21 protein-coding genes are annotated in these 24,473 nt (G+C 72.7%); 15 read left to right on the plus strand and 6 right to left on the minus strand.

The window, feature by feature from the left end:
• Positions 1–87: 87 nt before the first annotated feature.
• From HT134_RS21080 to HT134_RS21090, 3 genes are read left to right on the plus strand one after another with little or no spacing between them, the layout of a single operon-like run.
• Positions 88–825: a (Fe-S)-binding protein gene (locus HT134_RS21080; RefSeq protein ID WP_175602114.1), complete on the plus strand. Its 738-nt coding sequence runs from the start codon at positions 88–90 to the stop codon at positions 823–825.
• Positions 822–2,207, plus strand: coding sequence for a lactate utilization protein B (locus HT134_RS21085; protein ID WP_175602115.1), 1,386 nt, complete (start codon positions 822–824; stop codon positions 2,205–2,207). The genes HT134_RS21080 and HT134_RS21085 overlap by 4 nt, the downstream gene beginning before the upstream one ends.
• A complete protein-coding gene (locus tag HT134_RS21090) occupies positions 2,204–2,794 on the plus strand; it encodes a LutC/YkgG family protein (RefSeq protein WP_175602116.1) in 591 nt (196 codons plus the stop codon). The genes HT134_RS21085 and HT134_RS21090 overlap by 4 nt, the downstream gene beginning before the upstream one ends.
• A gap of 48 nt (positions 2,795–2,842) precedes the next feature.
• Here the strand turns inward: HT134_RS21090 and HT134_RS21095 are convergent, their stop codons facing one another.
• Both HT134_RS21095 and HT134_RS21100 read right to left on the minus strand, forming a co-directional pair.
• Positions 2,843–3,859: a baeRF2 domain-containing protein gene (locus tag HT134_RS21095; protein WP_175602117.1), complete on the minus strand. Its 1,017-nt coding sequence runs from the start codon at positions 3,857–3,859 to the stop codon at positions 2,843–2,845.
• 3 nt (positions 3,860–3,862) lie between these two features.
• Positions 3,863–4,270: a DUF2795 domain-containing protein gene (locus tag HT134_RS21100; protein WP_175602118.1), complete on the minus strand. Its 408-nt coding sequence runs from the start codon at positions 4,268–4,270 to the stop codon at positions 3,863–3,865.
• Positions 4,271–4,357: 87 nt separating this feature from the next.
• On the opposite strand from HT134_RS21100, the gene HT134_RS21105 reads away from it, so the two are divergent.
• The 5 genes from HT134_RS21105 to cobA all read left to right on the plus strand — a co-directional run bounded on the left by HT134_RS21105 (position 4,358) and on the right by cobA (position 10,071).
• Positions 4,358–5,455, plus strand: coding sequence for a GNAT family N-acetyltransferase (locus tag HT134_RS21105; protein ID WP_175602119.1), 1,098 nt, complete (start codon positions 4,358–4,360; stop codon positions 5,453–5,455).
• Positions 5,456–5,512: 57 nt separating this feature from the next.
• Positions 5,513–6,688 (plus strand): bifunctional cobalt-precorrin-7 (C(5))-methyltransferase/cobalt-precorrin-6B (C(15))-methyltransferase, encoded by a 1,176-nt coding sequence (locus HT134_RS21110; protein WP_175602120.1) that lies wholly within the window; start codon positions 5,513–5,515, stop codon positions 6,686–6,688.
• Positions 6,689–6,754: 66 nt separating this feature from the next.
• Positions 6,755–7,597, plus strand: coding sequence for a sirohydrochlorin chelatase (locus HT134_RS21115; protein ID WP_175602121.1), 843 nt, complete (start codon positions 6,755–6,757; stop codon positions 7,595–7,597).
• A 36-nt stretch (positions 7,598–7,633) separates the two neighbouring features.
• Positions 7,634–8,704: a nicotinate-nucleotide--dimethylbenzimidazole phosphoribosyltransferase gene (cobT, locus tag HT134_RS21120; protein WP_175602122.1), complete on the plus strand. Its 1,071-nt coding sequence runs from the start codon at positions 7,634–7,636 to the stop codon at positions 8,702–8,704.
• A 134-nt stretch (positions 8,705–8,838) separates the two neighbouring features.
• Positions 8,839–10,071 (plus strand): uroporphyrinogen-III C-methyltransferase, encoded by a 1,233-nt coding sequence (cobA, locus tag HT134_RS21125; protein WP_175602123.1) that lies wholly within the window; start codon positions 8,839–8,841, stop codon positions 10,069–10,071.
• Here the strand turns inward: cobA and HT134_RS48330 are convergent.
• Positions 10,022–10,606, minus strand: coding sequence for a hypothetical protein (locus HT134_RS48330; RefSeq protein WP_512698716.1), 585 nt, complete (start codon positions 10,604–10,606; stop codon positions 10,022–10,024). The two genes, cobA and HT134_RS48330, sit on opposite strands and share 50 nt — an antisense overlap.
• Before the next feature lie 175 nt (positions 10,607–10,781).
• Between HT134_RS48330 and HT134_RS21135 the strand changes: the two genes are divergently transcribed.
• The 4 genes from HT134_RS21135 to HT134_RS44765 all read left to right on the plus strand — a co-directional run bounded on the left by HT134_RS21135 (position 10,782) and on the right by HT134_RS44765 (position 18,511).
• A complete protein-coding gene (locus HT134_RS21135; RefSeq protein ID WP_512698717.1) occupies positions 10,782–12,227 on the plus strand; it encodes an AAA family ATPase in 1,446 nt (481 codons plus the stop codon).
• Positions 12,228–12,424: 197 nt separating this feature from the next.
• Entirely contained in the window at positions 12,425–14,038 is a 1,614-nt protein-coding gene (locus tag HT134_RS21140; protein WP_246364724.1) for a GTP-binding protein, read from the plus strand.
• A gap of 238 nt (positions 14,039–14,276) precedes the next feature.
• Entirely contained in the window at positions 14,277–15,089 is an 813-nt protein-coding gene (locus HT134_RS21145) for a single-stranded DNA-binding protein (RefSeq protein ID WP_175602125.1), read from the plus strand.
• Positions 15,090–15,721: 632 nt separating this feature from the next.
• A complete protein-coding gene (locus HT134_RS44765) occupies positions 15,722–18,511 on the plus strand; it encodes a diguanylate cyclase (protein WP_312888285.1) in 2,790 nt (929 codons plus the stop codon).
• 263 nt (positions 18,512–18,774) lie between these two features.
• On the opposite strand, the gene HT134_RS21155 is transcribed toward HT134_RS44765, so the two are convergent.
• Together HT134_RS21155 and HT134_RS21160 are read right to left on the minus strand one after the other, a co-directional pair.
• Complete coding sequence (locus HT134_RS21155; RefSeq protein WP_175602126.1) at positions 18,775–19,452, minus strand: ABC transporter ATP-binding protein; 678 nt, start codon at positions 19,450–19,452, stop codon at positions 18,775–18,777.
• Between the two features lie 268 nt (positions 19,453–19,720).
• Positions 19,721–20,782, minus strand: coding sequence for an ABC transporter permease (locus HT134_RS21160; RefSeq protein ID WP_175602252.1), 1,062 nt, complete (start codon positions 20,780–20,782; stop codon positions 19,721–19,723).
• A gap of 163 nt (positions 20,783–20,945) precedes the next feature.
• On the opposite strand from HT134_RS21160, the gene HT134_RS21165 reads away from it, so the two are divergent.
• Together HT134_RS21165 and HT134_RS21170 are read left to right on the plus strand one after the other, a co-directional pair.
• Positions 20,946–22,148, plus strand: a complete 1,203-nt coding sequence (locus tag HT134_RS21165; protein WP_175602127.1) for a sensor histidine kinase — start codon at positions 20,946–20,948, stop codon at positions 22,146–22,148.
• Positions 22,145–22,768, plus strand: a complete 624-nt coding sequence (locus tag HT134_RS21170) for a response regulator transcription factor (RefSeq protein WP_175602128.1) — start codon at positions 22,145–22,147, stop codon at positions 22,766–22,768. Before HT134_RS21165 ends, HT134_RS21170 begins: the two co-directional genes overlap by 4 nt.
• 221 nt (positions 22,769–22,989) lie before the next feature.
• On the opposite strand, the gene HT134_RS21175 is transcribed toward HT134_RS21170, so the two are convergent.
• Positions 22,990–23,889: an NAD(P)H-binding protein gene (locus HT134_RS21175; protein ID WP_175602129.1), complete on the minus strand. Its 900-nt coding sequence runs from the start codon at positions 23,887–23,889 to the stop codon at positions 22,990–22,992.
• 82 nt (positions 23,890–23,971) lie between these two features.
• Here HT134_RS21175 and HT134_RS21180 point away from each other — a divergent pair, with 82 nt between their 5' ends.
• A complete protein-coding gene (locus tag HT134_RS21180) occupies positions 23,972–24,379 on the plus strand; it encodes a winged helix-turn-helix transcriptional regulator (RefSeq protein WP_175602130.1) in 408 nt (135 codons plus the stop codon).
• Positions 24,380–24,473 lie beyond the last annotated feature (94 nt).

The raw sequence follows: 24,473 nt of genomic DNA on the forward strand, positions 1-24,473 counted from the left end.
CTTCCCCCTGATGCTATGGTCTGACCATACTGTGGTCTGACCATACCTCGGATCCGCGGCGGGATCGGGTCCATCGGAAGGAGAGCGGTGCGAGTCGCCCTGTTCATCACGTGCGTGAACGACACGCTCTTCCCCGGCACCGGCAAGGCCGTCGTGTCGCTCCTGCGCAGGCTGGGCTGCGAGGTCGACTTCCCCGCCGCCCAGACGTGCTGCGGCCAGATGCACGTCAACACGGGCTATCGCGAGGAGGGCGTGCGCCTCGCCCGCCACTTCACCGAGGTGTTCGCCGGGTACGACGCCGTCGTCGCGCCGTCCGGCTCCTGCGCCGCGATGGTGCGCGAGCAGTACCCCAAGCTCGTCAAGCCGGGCAGCAGGGGCGCGGCGGCCGTCGCCGCGGTCGCGCCCAAGGTCCACGAGCTGACCGAGTTCCTGCTCGACGTGCTGAAGGTCGAAGACGTCGGCGCGTACTTCCCGCACCGGGTGACCTACCACCCGACGTGCCACTCGCTGCGCGGCCTGCGCCTCGGCGACCGCCCGGCGCGGCTGCTGCGCAACGTCCGGGGCCTCGACCTGGTCCCGTTGCCCGGGGCGGAGGAGTGCTGCGGGTTCGGCGGCACGTTCGCGGTCAAGAACCCGGCCGTCTCCTCGGCGATGGGCGCCGACAAGGTGCGCGGCGTCCTCGACACGGGCGCCGAGGTGCTCTGCGCGGCCGACAACTCCTGCCTCATGCACATCGGCGGCATGCTGGGCCGCCAGCGGACCGGCGTCCGGGTCATGCACCTGGCCGAGATCCTCGCCTCCACCGAAGAGGTCAAAGCATCATGAGCGCCACCTTCCTCGGCATGCCAGGAAATTTCCCGAAGAACTCCGCGCGAGCCGTGCAGGACTCGCAGCTCCGCTACAACCTCCGCAAGGCCACGCACACCATCCGCGGCAAGCGCGCGAGCGTCGTCGGCGAGCTGCCCGACTGGCAGGAGCTGCGCGCGGCCGGCAAGGCGATCAAGGACGAGACCCTGCGCCACCTCGACCGCTACCTCGTGCAGCTGGAGGAGACCGTCACCGCGGCCGGCGGCCACGTCCACTGGGCCAGGGACGCCGCCGAGGCCAACCGCATCGTCGCCGGCCTGGTCAAGGCCACCGGCGAGCGCGAGGTGGTCAAGGTCAAGTCCATGGCCACCCAGGAGATCGGGCTCAACGAGGCGCTGGCCGCCGAGGGGATCACCGCGTACGAGACCGACCTCGCCGAGCTCATCGTCCAGCTCGGCGACGACTTCCCCAGCCACATCCTGGTCCCCGCCATCCACCGCAACCGCGCCGAGATCCGCGAGATCTTCCTCGACCGGATGGACGACGCGCCGCCCGGCCTGACCGACGAGCCCGCCGCCCTGGCCGAGGCCGCCCGCGTGCACCTGCGTGAACGGTTCCTGCGCAGCAAGGTCGCCGTCTCGGGCGCCAACTTCATGGTCGCCGAGACCGGCACCCTCGTCGTGCTGGAGTCCGAGGGCAACGGCCGCATGTGCCTCACCCTGCCCGAGACGCTGATCAGCGTGGTCGGCATCGAGAAGGTGCTGCCCACCTGGCGCGACCTGGAGGTGTTCCTCCAGCTCCTGCCGCGCAGCTCCACCGGCGAGCGCATGAACCCGTACACGAGCACGTGGACCGGCTCCGCCGAGGGCCAGGACTTCCACCTCGTGCTCCTCGACAACGGCCGCACCGACGTCCTGGCCGACGAGGTGGGCCGCCAGGCGCTGCGCTGCATCCGCTGCTCGGCCTGCCTCAACGTCTGCCCGGTCTACGAGCGGGCGGGCGGCCACGCGTACGGCTCGGTCTACCCCGGCCCCATCGGCGCCATCCTCACCCCGCAGCTTCGCGGCATGGGCTCGGAGCTCGACGCGTCGCTGCCGTACGCCTCCAGCCTGTGCGGCGCCTGCTACGACGTGTGCCCGGTCGCCATCGACATCCCCGAGGTGCTCGTGGACCTGCGCGCCAAGGCCCCGCACGGAGCGGCCGAGCGGGCGGGCATGCGCGTGGCCGGCTGGGTGCTCAACGACCAGGCCCGGCTGGCGGCGGCGCAGCGGGCGGCCGGCCGGCTGCGCCGGCTGGTGCCGCGGCGGCTGCCGGGCCCCCTGTCGGCCTGGACCGACACCCGGGACCTGCCCGGCATCCCGGAGGAATCCTTCAGAGACTGGTGGGAGCGAGAAGGGTGAGCAGGAGCGCGCGCGAGGACATCCTCGCCCGGATCAGGCGGGCCGTGGACGGCGCCCCGGAGGTGGAGATCCCCCGGCGCTACCGCGTGACGGCCGAGGCGGACGACCTGGTGGGGCTGTTCGCCGAGCGGGTCGGCGACTACCGCGCCATCGTCCACGTCGTCCCGGAGGCCGAGGTCCCGGCGCGGATCGCCGCGATCGTCGGGGGGCGGCGCATGGTCGTCCCGGACGGGCTCCCCGCCGGGTGGACGCCCCCGGACGCGCCAGGCGCGGGCCCGGCCGACCCGTACACCGCGGACGGCGTCGTCACCGGATGCGCCGTCGCGATCGCCGAGACCGGCACGATCGTCCTGGACACGGGGCCCGGTCAGGGCAGCCGGGCCCAGACGCTGGTGCCCGACTACCACCTGTGCGTGGTGCGGGCGGACCAGATCGTGGCCGGGGTGCCCGAGGCGGTGTCCCGGCTGGACCCGGCCCGCCCGCTCACCTGGATCAGCGGGCCCTCCGCGACGAGCGACATCGAGCTCAACCGCGTGGAGGGCGTCCACGGCCCCAGGACGCTGGAGGTCCTGATCGCCACCCCGTGAGCAGGGGCGCGACCAGGAGCGGATGACGGCCGCCGGTGATGACGGCCGCTAGTAGCGGATGACGGCCGCGACCTCCGACACCTTGTCGGTGAACCACAGCTCCGCGTCCGTCATCGCCGCGGCCCTGGCCAGCGCCGAGTCGGCGCGCTCGCGCACCGGCTCCTCGACGCCCCACAGGCGCAGCTCGCCCGCGTCGGTGGAGACCTGCGTGCCTCCCTCGCCGATCCACACCTCATCGGGCAGCTCGCCCGGTGACAGCACGGCGTGCACGCGCCCCTCGCGCAGCGCCTGGAAGACCTGGGCCTTTCCCGTCGGCCCGGACGCCTCGCGGTGCCGGTCGAGCAGCTCGGCGCGCCGTTCCTCCAGCCACGCGTCGAGCGCCTCCTCCACGTCGCGCTCGAACGTCCCGTGATCGGAACGGCTGCCGTGCTCGACCATGACGACCCGGTCCGACGTCTTCGTGCCGAGGTGGTCGGTGAGCATCGCCCGCGACCTCGGTTCGCCGGCCACGAGGACGAGCTCCGCGCCGATCCGGCGCACCTGCTCGTCCACCTCCCTCGCCACGGCCGCGGCGTTCTTCTCCCAGGTGTCCTCCACCGCGCTCTCGTAGCGCCGCTGCGACCAGCCGCCCTGCGCGGTCTTCTGCAGCGGCCAGTCCTGCGCCTCCACGACCGCCGTGCGCGGCGAGCCGCCGCCGAACACCGTGACCTCGGCGCCCGCGTGGTCCACGATGACCCGCAGGTGCGGCACGTTCTCGCCCCGCGCCATGAGCAGCGGCGTCACGCGCGGCAGCGGCGACCAGACCGCGAGCTCGCTCGGCGGCGGCTCGGCCAGCGGCTCGGCGAGGACGACGTCGCCGTGCGTGGCGAACACCGCCTCTCCCGCCCCCGGCCGCCGCGCGTAGCTCTCCAGGACCTTGACCGTGTCCGGGTCCGCCGCCGTGCCGAGCCGGTCGCGTACGGCGTGCCAGCGGGACTCACGGTCCCGCTCGGTCAGCGCGCCCGTGTAGACCGACGCGTACGGCCCCCGGCGCTCGTACAGCGGCCGGATGAAGTCGAGCCGCACGGTTCACCACCTCCGCCTCTCCTTGCCCAGCCCCAGCGCGTCGGCCACCTGGGCGACGTTGTCGAACCCGCGGTCCGGCAGCGAGCGCACCATCTCGACGACGTGGTCGGGCGCGTGCGCGTCCTCGGCGTGCCGCACCAGCTCGCCCTTGGAGGAGGGGAAGTGGGTGTCGCTGAGCCATCGGGCCAGGTCGCTGCGGGCCTCCACGCCCTCCTGGCTGATGCCCTCGGGGGTGCCGGGCTCGTGTCCGGGCGCGTATCGCGCGTGCTCCTCCTCACCGGGGGCGGGTGTGGGTTCGGGCTCCTTCCACTCCTCCGCGTGGGTCGGGCCGCCGCCGCGTACCATCCCCTCGGTCTCGTGCTTCTGCTGCTCGTCGACGCGACGGGTGTGCTTGGCGCTTCCTCGATCCATGGTTCTCACTCCTCTCCCTGGCGCCCCTACCCCCGCTTTCATGGGCAAACATCGCGAACGACATCGCGGATGTGTACGCTGCCGGTCGTGTTCGATGCCGACGTGAAGGTCGTCACACCCCGGCTCACGCTGCGCCCCTTCGGCCCGGCCGACGCCGCGCGCGTCAGGTCGATCGTGGAGTCCGGAGCCCGGTTCCTGCCGCCGGGAGCGCCGGCGCACGTCGCCGGCGTCCCCCGCTGGCTGGAGACCGGCGTGCACGAGCTGCGGGACTCCGGCCAGGGCGTCCACCTCGCGATGACCGACGCCGAGGGGCGCATCGTGGGCGCCATCGGCCTGTTCAAGACCTCCTGGGGCGCGGGCACCACCGAGATCGGCTACGGCGTCCACCCGCTGCACCGCAACCGCGGCTTCGCCACCGAGGCCGTACGCGGGCTGACCGAGTGGGTGTTCGCGACCACCGACCTGCGCCGCGTGGACCTCACGGCCAACCTCGACAACCTCGCCTCGCTGCGCGTCGCCCAGAAGGCCGGCTTCACCTGGGAGGGCGTGCTGCGCGAGGCCAGCCTGGAGGACGACGGCCCGCACGACCTCGTCGTCTTCGGCCTGCTCCGCGAGGACGACCGCGCCCCCGCCGAGATCATGCCCGCCGCCGAGCTGCGCACCGAACGCCTGCTGCTGCGCCCCCTGTCGGAGGAGGACGTGCCCGGGCTGACCGCCACCGGCGCCGACACCCTCACCCAGGCCATGACCGGCGTGCCCCGCGGGTACACCGAGGCCGACGCCCGGGCCTTCGTCGCCCTCACGGAGCGCAGGCGCATCAGGGGGGAGGGCGTCGCCTGGGCCGCCGCCGAGGCGGACGGCGGCCGGTTCGCCGTGAGCGTGGACCTGCGGGACCTCGACTGGCGCAACGGCTCGGCCGAGGTCGGCTACATGACCGCGCCGTGGGCGCGCGGCAACGGGTACGCGGGGGAGGCGGTGCTCGGCATCGCCCGGTGGCTGTTCGAGGCGCAGGGCTTCCAGCGGCTCGTGCTCCGCGCGGCCCTCTCCAACCCCGCCTCGCTGAGAGTGGCCGAGAAGGCGGGCTTCGTGCGCGAGGGCGTCGCCCGCGCGGTGCTGCGCGGGGAGGACCTCGTCGTCCACAGCCTGGTCCCGTCCGACCTGCCCCGGCCTCCCGGTCGCGGCTGACCCCTGGTGAATCGGCCGGGAAGCCGTCACCCTTGGTGGTGAGGACGGTGAGGCGGCATGATCACGGTGGTCGGGTGGGACGGATCGGAGCTGTCGGCCAAGGCCGCCGACCGCCTCGACGCGGCGGCGCTGATCGTGGGCCCTCCGTCCCTGGCCGGCCGGCTTGGGCCGGCCGCGCCGCTCGTGCCCGACGACGCGCTCCTGGAGACCCTCGACCGGCACATCGGCGAGGGCGGGGGCCCGGCCGTCGTCGTCACCGAGGGCGACCCCGGCTTCTTCGGCGTCGTCCGCGCCCTGCGGCGCCACGGCCTGGAGCCGGAGGTGCTGCCCGCGACCTCGCTCGTCACCCGCGCCTTCGCCTGCGCCGGCCTCAACTGGGAGGACGCCCTCGTCGTCGCCCCGGCCGGACCGCGCCAGCTCGACCGGGTCGTCAACGCCTGCCGCGCCCACCCCAAGGTGGCCGTCCTCGTCACCCCCGGCGTCGGCCCCGGCGAGATCGCCCGCGAGCTGGCCCCCACCACGCCGCGCGCCCTGCTGGTCTGCGAGGACCTCGGCGGCCCCGACCAGCGCGTCACCCACAGCCGCATGGGCGAGGCCACCACCCGTCCGTGGAAGGACCCCGAGGTGGTGCTGGTCATCGACCCGCTGCACCGGGCCGGGCCGCCCGGCTGGGTGGCGGGCGCGCAGCCCGGCCCGGCCGAGTGGGCGCTGCCGCTCGGCGGCCCGCTCCCGCCGGAGGTCAAGGCGTACATCCTGGCCAAGCTGGGACCCCGGCTCGGCGACCTGGTGTGGGACGTCGGCGCCGGCTCCGGCGAGATCGCGGTCGAGTGCGCCCGGCTCGGCGCGGCCGTCATGGCCGTCGAGCGCGACGAGGAGTCCTGCGCCCGGCTGCGCTCCACCGTGCTGGCCCACGGCGTCAAGGTCGCGCTCACCCGCGGCCAGGCGCCTCCCGCGCTGGAGCCGCTGCCCGACCCCGACGCCGTGTTCGTCGGAGGGGGCGGCATCGACGTGATCGTCGCCTGCGCCGCGCGCCGCCCCCGCTCGCTCGTGTGCGCCGTCAGGACCCTGGAACGCGTGCCCGCCGTCCTCGACCGGCTGCGCGAGCACGGCTACCGCGCCGAGGGCACGCAGATCCTGGCCTCCAGGTTCACCGTCCAGCCCGACGGCTCCCACGGTCTGGCCGCCACCGACCCGGTCTTCGTCGTCCACGCGGTGCCCGCGCACCCCGCGTGACCTGTCGCTCACGGGCGCGCATCGGTTATCCTCGCGTGTCTTTGTCTACCTCCGGAGAATCCCTCGATGAAGCCGCCGCTCCTGCTGATCGGGCAGGGCTCGAACGATGACGCCGACTCAGCGGAGTTCGGCAGGTTCGTCCACCGGCTCCGCTGCCGGCTGGACCAGCGTGCCGCCGACGTCTCCGGCGGTTACCTGGAGCGGGCCACGCCGCGGTTGAGCGAGTCCGTCGCCTCCCTGGTCGCCCGCGGACACCACCGCCTGGTCGCGCTGCCGCTGAGCCTCAGCCGCGTGGGCGAGGAATGGCCCGCCGCGCTGGAGGCCGAGGCGCGCCGCCACCCCACGCTGATGTACGACTACGGCCGTCCCCTCGGCCCCGACCCCCGCGTGCTCGCGCTGCTGGCCGAGCGGCTCAAGGACGCCGCCACCGAGATGCCGCGGCTGCGGCCCCTGGAGGCCGTGGGCGGCAGGTACCGCCAGCTGCGCGCCGTCGACACGCCCCCCGACTACCAGCCCGGCCACGTCGAGCCGGGTGAGACCGCGGTCGTGCTGGTCGGCGAGGGCTCGACCGACCCGGCCGCCAACGCCGAGGTCCACCGTGTGTCCCGGCTGTTCTGGGAGACCCACGCCTACGACTTCATGACCGTCGAGACCGCGTTCGTCTCCGTCACGCCGCCCGGGGTGCCGGGCGGCCTGGAGCGCTGCCGCCGCCTCGGCGCCAAGCGGGTCATCGTGGTGCCCTACCTGCTGTTCGCGGGCGGGGTGCTGGAGCGGGTCTGGGCGCAGGCGCTCGCCTACGGCGCCGGCCACCCCGACCTCGACATCCGCTGCGCCGAGGTGATCGGCGACTGCGACACCCTGGCCGACGTGGTCATCGACCGTTACGAGGAAGCACTCCAACTCGCCTGATCCCCCCGATCCCCTGATCCCCCACGGAGGTTCGCCGTGCTCGCAGAGACGCTCGCCGCGATCCGTCCCGCCGATCCACGGGCGCTCGCCGAGGCCCGCGCCCATCAGGACCGGCTCACCAAGCCCAAGGGCTCGCTCGGGGCGCTGGAGGAGGTCGCCGTACGCCTCGCCGGGGCGGCCGGCGTCTGCCCGCCGCCCATGCCCGAGCCGGCGGTCCTGGCCATCTTCGCGGCCGACCACGGCGTCCACGCCAGCGGCGTCACGCCGTGGCCGCAGGAGGTGACAGTCCAGATGGTCGCCAACTTCCTGTCCGGCGGCGGCGTGGCCAACGCCTTCGCCGCCCAGGCGGGCGTCTCGGTGACCGTGGTGGACGTCGGCGTCGCGGCCGACCTGCCCGACGCGCCCGCGCTGGTCAAGCGGAAGATCGCGTACGGCACCGCCGACCTGTCCAAGGGCCCGGCGATGACCGTCGACCAGGCGGCGCGCGCCATCGAGGCGGGCATCGAGGTGGCCCGCGACCTGGTCGCCCAGGGCGCCCGCTGCCTGATCACCGGCGACATGGGCATCGCCAACACCACGGCCTCGGCCGCGCTCGTCGCCGCCTTCACCGGGGCCGACCCCGCCGAGGTCACGGGGCGCGGCACCGGCGTGGACGACGCCACGTACGAGCGGAAGGTCGGCGTCGTCCGTGAGGCCCTGCGCGTCAACGGCGTCACCCGGGCCGGCTCCGAGGCGAGCGACGCGCTGCGCGTGCTCGCCGCCGTCGGCGGCTTCGAGCACGCGGCGATCGCCGGCTACATCCTCGGCGGCGCCGCAGCCCGCGTGCCGGTGATCCTCGACGGCGTCATCGCCGGCGCCGCCGCCCTCGCCGCCGCGGCCCTCGACCCGGCCGCCGTCGACCACTGCCTGGCCGGCCACCGCTCGGCCGAACCCGGGCACACCGTCGCGCTGACCGCCCTCGGGCTGCACCCCCTCGTCGACCTGGAGCTCCGGCTCGGCGAGGGGACCGGCGGCCTGCTCGCCCACCCCCTCGTCTGCGCGGCCGTCCGCGTCATGCACGAGGTGGCCACGTTCGACTCGGCGGGAGTGACCGAGAAACCCGTGTGACAGGTGACGTCGTGTGATGGCGGCTGATGACACGGGTTGACGCGGGTTGACACAGCCGAAACACCGGGCGGGCCCGGACCCGGTAGGTTTACCTCCTGACACAGCCCAACCTTCGCGAACGGGAGAATCCCACCATGGGCCCCTACCTCCTCGGCCTGCGGCTTTCCGGTCGCCGGGTCCTCGTCGTGGGAGGAGGCCACGTCGCCCAACGCAGGGTCCCCGCCCTGCTGGAGGCGGGCGCGGTGGTCACCTTGGTGTCGCCCGGTGTCACCCCCGCCCTCGACGACCTCATCGCCGCCGGCCGCGTCACCTGGCACGCCCGGCCGTACGAGGTGGGCGACTGCGACGGCGCCTGGCTCGTCCAGGCCTGCACCGACGACCGGGCCGTCAACACGGCCGTCGCCGCCGAGGCCGAGGCCAAGCACATCTGGTGCGTGCGCGCCGACGACAAGGACGCCTCCGCCGCCTGGACCCCCGCCTCCGGGCGCGTCGACGAGATCAGCGTGGCGGTCACCGCGGGCGGCGACCCGCGCCGGGCCGCCGGCATCAGGGACGCCGTGGTCGGAGCCCTGCGCGACGGCACCGTGGACGCGCGCCGCAGCAGGACCAAGCCGGTGGGCGTCGCCCTCGTCGGCGGCGGGCCCGGCGACCCCGGGCTCATCACCGTGCGCGGCCGCCAGCTCCTCGCCCAGGCCGACGTCGTGGTCGCCGACCGCCTCGCTCCGCGCGCCCTGCTCGACGAGCTCGCGCCCGACGTCGAGCTCATCGACGCCGCCAAGGTCCCGTACGGCAGGTCGCTGGCCCAGGACAAGATCAACGAGATCCTCGTGGACCGGGCCCGGCAGGGCAGGTTCGTGGTGCGGCTCAAGGGCGGCGACCCGTTCGTGTTCGGCCGCGGCGGCGAGGAGATGATCGCCTGCGCCCGGGCCGGGATCCCCGTACTGGTCGTGCCGGGCATCACCAGCGCCGTCGCCGTGCCCTCCGCCGCCGGGGTTCCCGTCACCCACCGGGGCGTCAGCCAGGAGTTCCACGTGGTGTCCGTGCACGTGGCGCCCGACGACCCCGCCTCCACCGTCGACTGGCCCGCCATGGCCCGCTCACAGGGCACGCTGGTCCTGCTGATGGCCGTCGAACGGCTCGCCAAGGTGGCCGAGGCGCTCCTGCGGGACGGACGCTCACCGGAGACTCCCGTAATGGTGGTGCAGGACGGTACCCTTCCGACCCAGCGGACGGTTGTCGCTCCCCTCTCCACCGTGGCCGACCGCGTGTCCGCGGCCGGGATACGGCCGCCCGCCATCGTCGTCGTCGGTGATGTCGTCAGGGTCGGCCAGGAGGTCGAGATGGTTCGAGCGGAGCGCTTGCCGTGAGCACGGCCATGGATGACGGGCGCCCGGAGTCGCCGGGCGAGCAGACGTTGAGCTTCCGCGCCTTCGTGGACGAGGACGCCGCCGGGCCGGAGGCGGGGCATCCTGGCTCGGAGCCGCCGGCGGAGGCCGTACCGGAGCCTGAGCCGGAGCCTGAGCCGGAACTCGGCCCGGACCCGGAGCCGGACCCTGAGTCCGCACCCTCGCCCGGGCCTGTCGCCGAGGAAGCCGACGAGGCGGACGAGCCCGCTGAGCCGGAGGAGTCTCCTGAACCGGAGCCCGAGGCGTCCTCCGAGCCAGAACCGGAACCCGAGCCGGACCCCGCACCCGACCCCGAGCCGGACCCCGCATTCGAGCCTGAGCCGGAACCCGAACCTGAGCCCGAGCCTGAGCCTGAGCCGGAACCCGAAGCCGCGCCCGAGCCCGCGCCCGAGCCCGAGCCGGAACCCGAAGCCGCGCCCGAGCCGGCGTCAGTCAACGGCGTGCGCGCCGAGGTGGCCACCCGCGCCGAGGTGCACGTACTCCCCCCTGAGACCATCGCCGCCCTCACCTCCGCCCTCGACACCCTCCGCCTCAGCGTCGCCGACCTCCGCTTCGGCCTGGACCTGCCCGGCGCCGACGAGGCCCGGCAGGCGCGCGCCGACCTCCTGACCCAGCTCCAGGACTACGTGCTGCCCCGGGTGCGCACCAGCACCGCGCCCGCCCTCATCGTGGTGGCCGGCTCGACCGGCGCGGGCAAGTCCACGCTGGTCAACTCCCTGGCCGAGAAGAACGTCTCCCGCACCGGCGTCCGCCGTCCCACCACCGGCGTGCCCGTCCTGGCCTGCCACCCGGACGACCAGCGCTGGTTCGCCGAGGGAGAGCTGCTCGGCGGCCTGCGGCGCATCGACAAGCCGACGCCCGACGCCGGTCCCGACAGCCTCGTCGTCGTGCCCACCGAGAAGCTGCCCCAGGGTGTGGCGCTGCTCGACACCCCCGACATCGACTCGGTCGTCGAGAAGCACCACGAGATCGCGCAGCGCATGCTCGACGCCGCCGACCTGTGGGTCTTCGTCACCACCGCCGCCCGCTACGCCGACGCGCCCGCCTGGAACCTCCTGCGCATGGCGAAGGAGCGCGGCGCCCGCCTGGCCATCGTCCTGTCGCGGGTCCAGCCGAAGGCGCGCGAGGTGGTGCTCAAGCACTTCGCCCGCATGCTCACCGAGTACGGCCTGGGGGAGATCGACCGGTTCGTCATCGGCGAGTCCAAGGTGGTCGACGGCCGGCTGCCCGACAGCGAGGTGACCGACCTGCGCCTGTGGCTGGCGGAGCTGTCGGTCGACGAGGAGCGGCGCGCGAAGGCCGTGCGGGAGACCCTGGACGGCGTGCTGAACAGCTTCCGCACCCGCGTGCCCGCCCTCGCCAAGCACATGGAGACCCAGGTCGCGTTCCGGACCGAGCTGCGTTCGGACGTGGACGCCGCGTACCGCAACGCGCTGGCCGACATCGACCGCGCCTTCCGCGGCGGCTCGCTCATCCACGGTGAGGTGCTCGCGCGATGGCAGGACTTCGCGGGCTCGGGCGACCTCATGCGCACGCTCCAGCTGCGCCGGCGCGGCCGGGCCGCCCGGCAGGCTCCCGAACGGGTGCTGGCGTTCCGTGCCGCGCTGCGCTCCGGCCTGGAGTCGGTGATCGTCGCCGCGGCCACGCGCGCCGCCGACGAGGTGGCGGCGCGGTGGCGCCACCGCTCGCCGCTCGGCGCGAAGCTGGTCGCGGACCTCGACCGGCCCTCCGACGATCTCGTACGGCACGCCGCCCGCGCCATCGCCGCCTGGCAGGACCACGTCACCGAGCTGGTGCGTACGGACGGGGTGGCCAAGCGCTCGGTGTCCAAGCTGGTGTCGTTCGACGCCGACTCGCTGGCGTTGATCTTCATGGTGGCGATGTTCAGCGGTGTGACCACCGGGGTCGCGCACCGGCTGGTCAACGCGCTGCTGGGCGCCGAGTCGCTGCGCGGCATCGGCGCCAAGGCGCTCAGCGACCTGCGCGCCCGCATCGGGATGTTGTTCGACGAGGAGTCCATGCGGTACGTGCAGGCGCTCGACTCGGCCGGGATCCCGGACGAGTCCATCGCGACGCGCCTCTACCAGGCCACGTACAACCTGGAGGTGGCGCGATGACCGACGCGCCGGCCCCCGCCACGCCTCTGGGGGTGAGCCGATGACGACCGCGCCGACCTCCACGAGGCCCCTGGGCGTGACCTGATGAACGACACCCCGACGCCCTCGGCGTGACCCGATGAACACCACCCCGACGACCCCCGGGACGACCCGATGAGCACGATGACGACGACCCCCGGCGTGACCCGATGAGCACCATGACCACCAGGCCCGGCCTCGCGCCGCGGCTCACCGCGCTCACCAAGCTCGTTGAGCTGGGCCCGGGGCGCCTGGAGCCCAAGCTGCTGGCCGAGGCGAGCACGCTGCTCAAGCGCGCCGGCGAGCGGCTCAAGCTGTCCTCGGAGCACACCGTGGTCGCGCTGGCGGGCGGAACGGGCAGCGGCAAGTCGTCGTTGTTCAACGCCGTCTCCGGGCTGGAGCTGTCGCCCACGGGCGTGCGCCGCCCCACCACGGCCCGTACCCACGCCTGCGTGTGGGGCCTGGAGGGAGCGGGGCCGCTGCTCGACTGGCTGCAGATCCAGGAGCGGCACCGGTTCACCCGCGCCAGCGCGCTCGACCGGGGCGAGAGCCAGCTCCACGGGCTGATCCTGCTCGACCTGCCCGACCACGACTCGATCAGGGCGCTCACCGACAACGAGGCGGACCGCCTCATCGGCCTGGCCGACCTGGTGGTGTGGGTGCTCGACCCGCAGAAGTACGCCGACGCCTCCACCCACCGCCGTTACGTCACGGAGCTCGCCGGGCACGACGCGGTGACGGTGTTCGCGCTCAACCAGGCCGACAAGCTGAGCGCCGAGGAGCTCGCCGAACTCGTCATCGACCTCAACGACCTGCTGCGCCGCGAAGGCGTCGAGCACCCGACGGTCGTCCCCACCTCGGCGACCACGGGACGCGGCATCGACAGCCTGAAGAGCGTCGTCGCGGCGGCGGTCTCGCGGCGCCGGGCGGCCATCCAGAAGATGGAGGCGGACCTGCACCGGCTCGAACAGCGGGTGGCCAAGTCCATGCCGGTGGGGGAGGCGCTGTCCGCGCCCTCGACGGTGGACGACGCCCGGCGGCTCGGGCTGACCGACGCGCTGTGCGACGCCGTGGGCGTCCCGGCGGTGGGCGAGGCCATGGAGAACGTCTACGCCGAGCGTTCCATGCAGTGGGTCGGCTGGCCGTACCCGCGCTGGATCTCCAAGCTGCGCCCCGACCCCGTCAAGACGCTGCGCCTGCAGGACGTCGGCGACGAGATCCGCGGCATCACCACGGGCACGGTCAGCGCGCAGACGGCGGAGGTCGTCAACGCGGTGCAGGCGCTGGCCGACGGGCTGTCGGCCGACATGCACCCGGTGTGGAGGACGTCCCTGCAGCACGCGGCGCGCTCGCACCTCAAGCAGCTCCCGCAGACGCTCACGCAGGAGCTGTCGGAGGTGGCGCCCCGGCTCGACCACGTGCCCGGCTGGTGGTGGCTGCTGAAGATCTGGCAGTACCTGCTCGTGGCGGCGTTCCTGCTGGGACTGGGCTGGCTCGTGACCGGGCTGCTGTTCGCCGGCGAGTCGCCGCTGGGATTCCAGCTCCTGGGCGACACGGCGGCGCTCCCGTGGGTGGGGTTGATGATGGCCTCCGTGCTCGGCCTGGGGGTGCTGTCGGGGATCGCCGCGCGCAACTTCGTGGAGCTGGGGGCGTCGAAGGAGCGCGAACGGCTGGAGCGGGAGATGCGGCGGCGCGTCGCGGCGGTGGCCGAGTCGTCGGTGGTGGAGCCGGTCGAACGCGAACTCGGCCGCCACCACGCCTTCTACACGGCCATGCGCGCCCTCGCGGGCTAGTCGGACGACGAGCCTGGCGGGCTAGCCGGACGATCCTCGCGGGCTAGCCGGACGATCCTCGTGGGCGGCCGGACCACGTCGTGCCGCCGCCTGCTCCCGCGGCGGGGTTGTCCACAACCCGTCCCACCTCCAAGCCCCCATCCACAGAACGTCGCTCGAATCCCCGGAGCCACCCCCCGCTCCGGCACCGTGATCCCAGACCGCGGGCACCCCGCCCGCAGGCATGGGAGGCAAACGGATGAACGACATCTACATCACGCTCACCGGCAACGTCGCAGCAGAGCCCCGCCAGTACACCTTCGAGGACGGTGCCAGGGTGACCTCGCTCCGGGTCCTCACCTCGCACCGCTACTTCGACAGGAAGACCGGCCAGTGGACCGACGGTGAGAGGGTCTGCTTCGCGGTGCGCTGCTGGCGCTCCCTCGGCGACAACGTGGCGCGGTCGATCAGGATGGGCCATCCCGTGGTGGTGTCCGGCAAGCTTCGCATCCGCGAGTTCGGCCCGGAAGGCGACCGCCGGTTCATGCCCGAGATCGAGGCCAGCGCGGTGGGTCACGACCTGCGCTGGGGCGCCGGCACGTTCGTCAAGCCGGAGCGGACCGGCGGCCCGGCCACGGTGAGCAAGGAGATGCGCGACCGCCTGGACGCCGAGACCGAGGACTGGGCCATGGGCGGAACCACCCACCTGCCCGCGAGCAGGAGCGCGATGGCAAGCGACGGAGCGGCCATGGCGGCCACCGCGTCCACCACGGAAAACGCCGGGACCGCCATCGGTAACCGGACAACCCACCCCTTCCCGGAGCCCCCGGCCGACCCCCACCCGGAGACCGAGACGCCAACGAACGACAACGGCCCGGCGGCCGCGCAGAACGGCGAAACCCCTGCCATACCGAACGGCGAAGAGCGAGCGCCCACCGCCGCCGCCCCGGCTCCCGGCAAGCCCCCCGCCAGGCCTGCCCGCGCGAAGGGCCGCCCCTCCCGCGCGGACAACGACAACGAGCCCGAGCCGGAAGACGCGGAGTGGCCCACGAGGGAGCCCATAGCCGCCTGACCTGAAAGGCTCCCAGCCGACCCGATGTCACCGACGAACGCCCGGCCATCGGGTCGGCCATGGGCGGACCGGAAAGAAGACAGGGCTCCAGAGGCTGAATCGAGGAGAAGACCGGAGACCTAAGAGGCGGCGGAGAGCCGCAGCGAATACCAAGCCGCCGAACGAACAGGCGAATCAACGGACCACAGAGGAGAAGTTCAGGGGCACGAATTCAGGGGGGGTCGACTCATGGGCGGCGGAGACCCATGTAACGGGGACCCATGTACCGGAGACCCACACACCGGGGGACCCATGCACCGGGGACCTACGCAGTGGTGACGTGACGTACACACCGGGACCCCACACACTGCTCAAGTCCAGGTCACACCTCGCACCACGGCTGCTCCTTTCCCGTGTTTCCCCGCTCGGGACGTGAGCGGAATCTCCCTTAGGAACCACGATGACCCAGGTGGTCCCGGTGCCCAACGTAGCGGTTCCGATCGCACAACGCACACTCCGCAACTATTGTGTTACATATCGTTAGTCAGGGAGGAGACGTGATGGCGGCCCCTCGTCACACCCCGATCACGCCTCGCGACGGAGTGTCCACCCTGGTCGGCCGCTGGCCCCTCCTCGGGCAACGGCGTCCGCTCGTGGTCTATCTCGTCGGGATCGTGACTCTCGATCTCGTCGCGATCGTCCTGTTGGCGGTGTCCACCCCGCTCCGCTGGCCGGACATCATGGCGTTCGTCGCGCTCATGGCATGCGGTGCGGCGTGCATCGAGGCGACCAGACGTCTCGGCATGCCCGCCGGCGTCTCCCGCGACCTGCTCTCGGCGTGGTGGCTGCCGGTGGCACTGCTGCTGCCGTCCTTGTACGCCCTGCTCGCGCCGATCGTGTTGCAGATCCTCCTGCAATGGCGGGTGAGGGCGACGGTGCTGCATCGCCGGGTGTTCAGCTCGGCCGCCATCGGGCTCGCGGGCTGCGCCGCCTCGATGACCTTCCACCGGCTGGTGCCCGATCCAGCGGCGCTGACCCGCGGCGCCATCGAGCCGATCGGCTGGGCGGTGGCAGCCGCCGTGGTGTTCGCCCTGCTCAACACGTCACTCATCGCCCTGGCCGCGCACATGGCCGATCCGGAGGTGCCGTGGCGCTCGGTCCTGTGGGACAAGGAGAGCGCCCTGCTCGACGTGGTGGAACTGTGTCTGGGCGTCAGCGTGGCCATCTCGGCCGGACTCAATCTCGTCCTGCTGATCCTCGCGCTGCCGCCCGTCGTGCTGCTGCAACGCAGCCTCCTGCATGCCCAGCTCCAGGCGGCCGCCCGCACCGACCCCAAGACCGGCCTGCTGAACGCGGCGGCGTGGCAGCGTGAGGCCGACACCGAGATCGTCCGCGCCCGGCGCACCGGCGAGACGCTGGCGCTCCTCATCGTCGACATCGACCACTTCAAACGGGTCAACGACCGTCACGGCCACCTCGTCGGCGACCAGGTGCTGGCCGGAGTGGCGGCCACGCTGCGCAGCCAGCTGCGCGAGTACGACGTGGTAGGCCGCTTCGGCGGGGAGGAGTTCGTGGTCCTCCTGCCGGGGGCCGACGTCCACGAGGGGCGCCAGGTCGCCGAACGCCTCCGCAACCGGATCAGCCACATGGCGGTCGCCGCCGACGACGACGCCATGATCACCGTGACGATCTCGGTAGGCGTCGCGATCATGAGCCTGCACGGCGACGATCTCATAGAGCTCCTGGCCGCCGCCGACCTGGCCCTCTACCGAGCCAAAGAACTGGGCCGCGACCGCATCTGCCTCCCCGTCATCCAGCCCACCCACCTCGCCGACCCCCAGACGGCCGCGATCCCCGTCCCCTCATTCCCCGAAGACCCACACCCTGAAGGCTCAACCCCGGAAGACCCACACCTCGAGTCTCCACACCCCGAAGGCTCGCGCGCGGAGGGCGCCCACTCGGACGGCTCGCGCAAGGAAGGGGCGCGCGCGGAGCGAGAGCGCTCGGAAGGCTCGCGCTCGGAAGGGCCGCGCGCGGAGGGAGAGCACTCGGAGAGCTCGCGTTCGGCAGAATCATGCTCGGAAGGGCCACGCCTCGAAGGCTCGGGTCCGGAGGGGGCGCGCTCGGAGGACTCGACCTCGGAGGAGGCGCGCTTCGGGAGATCGGCCTCGGAAAGCCCGCGCCCTGAAGAGTCAGGCCCTGCAGAGTCAGGGCCTGCCGAGTCGCGCTCGGAAGGGTCGCGTCTGGGAGATTCACGCGTGGAGGAGGTGCGCTCCGAGGGCTCGGGTTCGGACGGTGCGCGCTTGGAGAGGCCACGCCTTGAGGATTGGGGCTCGGAGGGGGCTCGCTCGAAAGGCTCACGCCCTGACGAGTCACGCTTGGAAGGGTCACGCCTCCAAGACTCATCCCCGTCGCCAGACCGCCCACCGCACCCGGACCTGTATTCAATGCCGGATCCCTCGTCCGCCCCGCACTCTTACGTGACGCGGGACTGCCCCTCAGACCCGGCCACCGATCCAGGGCCGGACTGCGCGCTGGTGACCGATGCCTATCCAGGGGCGGACTGTTCACTGATCACTGATGCCTATCCGGGGTCGGAACCTTCGCTGCCCCTGGAGGCTTCTGCCGGGCCGGATCGTTCGCCGGCCACGGACGCTTATCCGGGGTCGGGTTGTTCACCGATCGCGGAGCTTCACTCGACGTCGGAGCGTTCACTGGAGTCAGTGTTCGGCTCATCTTCGGACGGTGGCTCACCTGTCCCAGACCCTCATCCATGGGCCGACCCTTCACCAGAACCGGAGCCACGCTCGGCGCCGGACCGTCCACCGATCCCGGGCTCGTCGCACATCCCAAAGCCCCCAGCCACCCCCGATCACTCCCTGACGGAAGACTCCCCGCTCGCAGGGTCCTCGGTCTTTTCGATCATCCAGGGGTCGCCTCCAGCCCCAGAGCCGTGGACCCCCACTGAGCCGCCGCAGACGGACGAACCTCAGCCGACACCTCCACAGCTCTCAGACCACCCTCCACATACGGGAGCGACCCCCGACGCCGGCCATCCGGCCACACCCGAATGCTCCGATCTCCGCGACAGGCCAGCGCCAGTCGATCAGCCGCCGACGACGCAGATTTCGTTCTCATCTGCTGAGCCTCCACAAGCCGCCGACCCGCCAGAAGCCATCGATCAAGCTTCTGTCGACGGCCCACTGCCGCTCATTGAGCGTCCACATATTGATGAGCAGCCTCAGAGTGACGAAGCGCCACGGGTGGTCGAATCCCCAAGTGCTGTCGTCGTCCGACAGGCACCGGATCGCGGCTTCGCGCAGCACGACGCCGACCCGCATCTCGCCTCCGATCCGTCGCTGCCGGACACAGCCTCCGCGCCCACCAGTGATCGGCCCACCGGGAGCGACAAGACGGGCGCCGGCGACGAGCCGGTCACATGAGGTCAAGTGATTAGAAGAGGCCACCGATCGCAAGGCGCTCCTCGATCGCGGCGGCTCGGCGATCGCAAGAGGCTCCGGACCCCAAGAGACTCTGCGATCGCAAGAGGCTCCGGGTCCTAAGAGACTCTGCGATCGCAAGAGGCGACGGAATCTCGCAAGATCAGCTGGCTGGCACCCGTGGTGAGCACGCGTGGTGAACCGAGCTGGTCGTCAGGCGTGGTCAACGGCGTTGCCGTCACGCATGGTCAGCACCGAGCTGGCCGTCACGCATGGTCAGTATCGAGCTGGCCGTCACGCATGGTCAGTACCGTGTCCACAGCCGACAGACTGGCCAGGTCGTGCGTGACCATCACCGTGGCCAGGTCGTTGCGCCTGGTCAGCTCGGCCAGGAGGGAAACGACCCGCTCGCCGCGCTCATGGTCGAGCGCGCTGGTGGGTTCGTCGACGAGCAGCACCTCAGGCTCGTTCATCAGGGCGCGGGCGATGTTGACCCGCTGCCTCTCACCGCCCGACATCTGGTGCGGCCGCTTGTGCTCCTTGCCGCCCAGGTCCACGGACAGCAGCAGCTCACGGGCCCGGGCAGCCGCCGCGCGGAGTGAGCCGCCGGCCAGGTGCGCCACAACCAGCAGCTGGTCGAGGGCGGTGAGCGAAGGCAGCAGGTTCGCCTGCTGGAACACGATCCCGACGTGGTCGCGGCGAACGCGGGTCCTGGCCGCCTGGCCCATGGCCGACACCTCTTGTCCGGCCACGGACACGGTGCCGGAGGTGGGAGTGATCAGGGTGGCGGCCACAGCCAGCAGACTGGACTTGCCCGAGCCTGACGGCCCCACGACGGCGGTGAACTCCCCAGGAGCGACCGCCAGGTCGACGTGGTCGAGCGCGGTCAGCGTCCGGTCGCCATCGGGGTAGGTCAGGACGATGTCGGTGAGCTTCAGTGTCATCGGGATGCTCCGGGGGTGGTGCACGGGTCGAGGGAGTCCGCGGGATTCCATGTCATGGGGACTCCTGGGGTGGTCAGCGAGGTCAACGAGTCGGTGGGGTTGGGTGTCATTGCGCTGTTCTGGGGGCGTTGAGCGGGCCGAAGAGTTCGGTGGGGTTCGTCGGCGTCATCGGGAAGTCTCCTGGCCGGCCTGGGCGGACGAGGGGCCGGCGGGGTTGGGTGTCATTGGGGTGGTCTGGGTGGGCCGGGGGAGACGGCGGAGGTGAGGGTCACCGGGATGCTCCGAGGGCGGTCAGGGGGTCGACGGAGGTGATCTTGCGGATGGCCAGTGCCGCCCCGAGGGCGCCGAGCGCGACCATGACCGCGACGGGCAGGACCGTGGTGGCCACCGACAGCACGAACGGGACCGTGCCCTTCGCCACCGCTCCGAGCGCCGCTCCCAGCGCGCCGCCGATGCCGGCCCCCAGGAGAAGGACGATGACGGCCTGGGCCAGCGCGTCGAGCAGCAGGTAGCCGGTGCTCGCGCCGAGCGCCTTGAGCACGGCGACGTCGGCGCGCCGCTGGATCGTCCAGACGGTGAAGAACGCGCCGATGACCAGCGCGGAGATCGCGAACAGGAACCCGCGCATGAGCTGGAGCGAGCCGTTCTCCGAGGTGAACGAGCCGATGGCGGCGGGCGCGTCGGACAGGGGGACGGTCATGGTGCCCAGCCGCTTGTCGGCCCCCGCCAGGTCGGGCGTGCCGTCGGTGCGCAGGGCCAGGACGGTCGCCACGGTGTCGGCGCCGCTCTGGCGGCCCAGCCATTCCCAGTCGTCGATGCTGATCCAGGCGACGGGGGTGTGGCTGTAGGAGGCGGCGCCGCCGGTACCGGCGACGGTGAGGTCCCGGCCGGCGAGCTGCACCTTGTCGCCGACGGCGAGGCCGCTGTCGGCGGCGAGTGCGCTCGACAGCACGATCTTGCCTGTGCCGACCGACGGCGGGGACAGCTCGCCGCCGGGCTGGACGCCGAAGACGGCCGCCGCGGCGCCGGAGTCGCCGTAGCTGAGCCGTCCCATGGAGACGCCGAGCCGCTCGGCGGTGACGCCGCCCACCTTGCGCCATTCCTGCCAGGTCCGGTCGGTGATGCGGCTGTCGGAGAAGGCGGGCTTGTCGCCGCCGGCGAAGACGACGTGGTCGGCGGGCAGGTTCTCCACCGCCGAGATGTTCTCCTGGGCCAGCCCGGCGGTGAGGCCGGACAGCATGGTCACCAGCAGCGTGATGAGGAAGACGACCCCGCCCATGAGGGCGAAGCGCCCCTTGGCGAAGCGCAGGTCTCTGAGCGCCACGAACACGGCGCAGCCCCCCGTTGTGTATGGGTTGGACACGGACCAATCCAGGCTGGGGCAGCCGGTCGGGCCTGTGCGTCGCTCCTTCGGCCCGGCTGGAATACACCTTTTGTACGATGTGGCGCACGACGGGCCTCGCCTAAGCTGAGCAGGACATGCTGAGCGAGAGATGATGGACTTTCCGTTCCCGCCCGCCCTCCGGCTCCTGAGATGGGCCATCCACGGCACGTTCGCGATCCTCCTGGTGATCGCGGTCGCCGGAGTCGCACGAGAGGGACGCGGCGTCCTGGCGGTGGGCGGCGTGCTGCTGCTCGTCCTCTACGCGGCCGGGATCGTCGTCGAGGGGCGGCTGCCGCACTTCGGCGGGCGCACGCACCTGCTGCTCGGCCGGATCTGGCTGGTGACGGTCACCCTCGGCTGGGCGGCGCTGGTGCTGGCCGCGCCGCAGTTCGTCTGGCTGGCCTTCCCGCTGTTCTTCGCCTACCTCCACCTGCTGCCGCTGGCCGTCGCGCTGCCCGGGGTGGCCGTGCTGACGGTGGGAGCCATCGGGGCGGCCGGCTGGCACACCGGCACGATGACCGCGGCCCAGGTGATCGGGCCCACGATCGGCGCGGTCGTGGCCACGCTGATGGCGCTGGTCTACAAGGCCCTGTACGTCGAGAGCGAGCAGCGCCGGATCCTGATCGACGACCTGGTACGCACCCGCGGCAAGCTCGTCGAGGCCGAGAGCGACGCCGCCCGGCTGACCGAGCGCGAGCGCCTGGCCAGGGAGATCCATGACACGCTGGCGCAGGGCATGTCCAGCATCATCCTGCTCCTGCGCGCCGCCCGGCGCGACCTGACCGACCATCCGGACGAGGCCGCGCTGCGCATCGCCGAGGCCGAGCGGGCGGCGCAGGACAACCTGGAGGAGGCGCGCAACTTCGTCAGGGCGCTGGCCCCGCCCGCCCTGCAGCACTCCTCGCTGACCGCCGCGCTGCGCCGGATCAGCGAGGCTGCCGTCGCGGGCAGCGCCACACGGACGCGCTTCGAGGTGTCCGGCGTGCCGGTGCCCTTGCCCGCCGACTACGACCTGGTGCTGCTGCGGGTCGCCCAGGGCGCGCTGGGCAACGTCAGCCGACACTCCGGGGCCGCCAACGGCCGGGTGACCCTCACGTACCTGGACGACATGGTGGTGCTGGACGTCTACGACGACGGGCGCGGCTTCGACCCGGACCGGCCCAGGAACCCGAAGACCGGCACCGGGTACGGGCTGCGGGTCATGCGCGACCGGGTGACCGCCCTCGGCGGGACCCTCACCGTCGAGTCGGCCCCCGGCGAGGGAACCGCCGTCGCCGCCACGCTGCCGTTGCCCGCGAGGGAGGTACGGTGATCCGCGTCGTCCTGGTCGACGACCACCCCGTGGTGCGTTCGGGCATCCGCGCCATGCTCGCCGGGCAACCCGACGTCGAGCTGGTCGGCGAGGCGGCCACCGGAGAGGACGGCGTCGAGCTGGCCCGGCGGCTCGCCCCCGACGTGGTGCTGATGGACCTCCAGCTCGGCGCGGGCATCCACGGGAGCGAGGCGACCAGGCGGATCGTCGCCCTGGGCGGTCCACGCGTGCTGGTGCTCACCACCTTCGACACCGACGCCGACATCCTGGCCGCGATCGACGCGGGCGCGACCGGCTACCTCCTCAAGGACGCCCCCTCCGACGACCTCCACACCGCGATCCGCTCGGCCGCAGCCGGAAGCAGCGCGCTGGCGCCGAGCGTCGCCTCCCGTCTGCTGGGCAGGGTGCGCGCTCCCGACACGACTCTCACCCCGCGCGAGCTGGAGGTGCTCGGCCACGTCGCCGCCGGGCTGGGCAACCGGCAGATCAGCAGGGAGATGTTCCTGAGCGAGACCACCGTCAAGACCCACCTGGTGCACATCTACGCCAAGCTCGGCGTCGACTCGCGGACGGCGGCGGTCGCGGCGGCCATCAGGAAGGGCCTCATCCGTCCCTCCTGACCGACCACCTGCTCGTCTTCCGGGTCCTGCCCTTCCGGGACCCTCACCCTTCCAAGGCCCTCACCCTCCGGGACGGGTGCGCGGGCGCTATGCCGGGCCGTCCTGCGGCGGGCTCAGGTGAGGGCGGGCGACGGGTGCAGGTCTCCCGTCGGCGGCCTCCGCGCCGTTCGGGCTTTCGGCGGCCTTCGCGCCGTTCGGGCCCTCGGGCGCCTCGCCGCTGTTCAGGCCCGGCCGGCGACGGACGGGGAGCTCACCGGCACGGCCTCGACCACCACGTCCCGGACGGGGCGCGGCGCGGTGGGGAGGAGCGCGGTCAGGTCGGTGTCGCGGGCCTGGAGGAGTCCGGCGCCGGCGTTGGAGAACAGCGAGATCGTGTGGGCGACCTGATAGGGCTCCAGCCCGAGGCCGGTCAGCGCGGCGCGCGCCGCGGACAGGGACATCGGGTGGTAGTCGACCCGGCGGCCCAGCGCGTCGCCCAGCGCGTCGGCGAGGTCCTGGCCGCCGATCGTCTCCACGCCCTCCAGCTCGTACGTCCTGCCCGCGTGACGGCCGCGCCGGCCCTCGGCGAGGTCGCGCTGGATCTCCGCCGCCACCCGGACGGCGACGTCGGCCAGGTCCCGCCTGGCCACCACGGACACCCGTCCCGCGCCGAACGCGGCGGCGAAGACGCCGGTCTCGGCCGCCGACGCCGCCGCGGCGGCGGCCAGGCCGGCGGGCAGCTCGGCGTACAGGCCGTTGCGCAGGATCGTCACGTCGAACGAGGCATCGGCGAGGCGCGCTTCGGTCCAGCGGTGCGGCAGCGCGATCGTCATCAGGCTGCCCGAGCCCGCCAGGCTGGTGTAGACGACGTGCCGGACACCCGCGGCCTCGGCCGCGTCGACCACGGCGCCGTGGCGGGCGAGCACCACGTCGTCCTCGGCGTACCCGGCCGAGACGAACACCAGGACGTCCACGCCGCGGAAACCCTCGGCGAGTGACGCCGGGTCGTCGAAGTCGATCCGGCGGGCGGCCACCCCGTCACCCGAGCGGGTGCCGCCGACCACGTCGAGGCCCTCCTCGCCGGAGAGACCATGGAAGATCAGGCTGCCGAGCCCGCCGGAGATGCCGGTGACCAGAATCATTTGACGCTCCTTGACGTTGGTGCCGGAGAGAAACAGCACCGATCATCCGCGCCGGACCGCGGGGCCGTAAGGAGGCACTCTCGTGTCAGTGACGAACACCGCGGTAACCCCGCAGGTCAGCGGCCCCGCTCCGGCTGGGCCGTGCGGCGGGGACGACTGCGGGATCCGCGACGTGCTCGACCGGCTCGGCGACCGGTGGACCGTGCTGGTCCTGGTCGAGCTGTCGAAGGGCACCCGCCGCTTCCGGGAGCTGGAACGCGCGATCCCCGGCATCTCCCAGCGCATGCTCACGGTGACGACCAAACGCCTGTGCCGGGACGGGCTGGTCGAACGGACCGTCTATCCGACCATCCCGCCGCAGACCGAGTACCAGCTCACTCCGATGGGAGAGAGCCTGGCGACCATGGTGTCCGCCCTGGCCGACTGGTCCCGCGACCACAAGGACGCCATCACCGCCGCCCGCGGCCGCTGGGACGAACAGCAGAGGTAGGAGGAGCGGGGCCGGGCGTCGCGCGGCCGCCGGCGTCACATCCCCGTACCCTGGCCCGGGATCGGCGGGCGACCGGCGGAAGCCCGGTCAGGAG

The organism is Nonomuraea rhodomycinica (genome assembly GCF_013363995.1).
GTDB classification, from domain to species: domain Bacteria; phylum Actinomycetota; class Actinomycetes; order Streptosporangiales; family Streptosporangiaceae; genus Nonomuraea; species Nonomuraea rhodomycinica.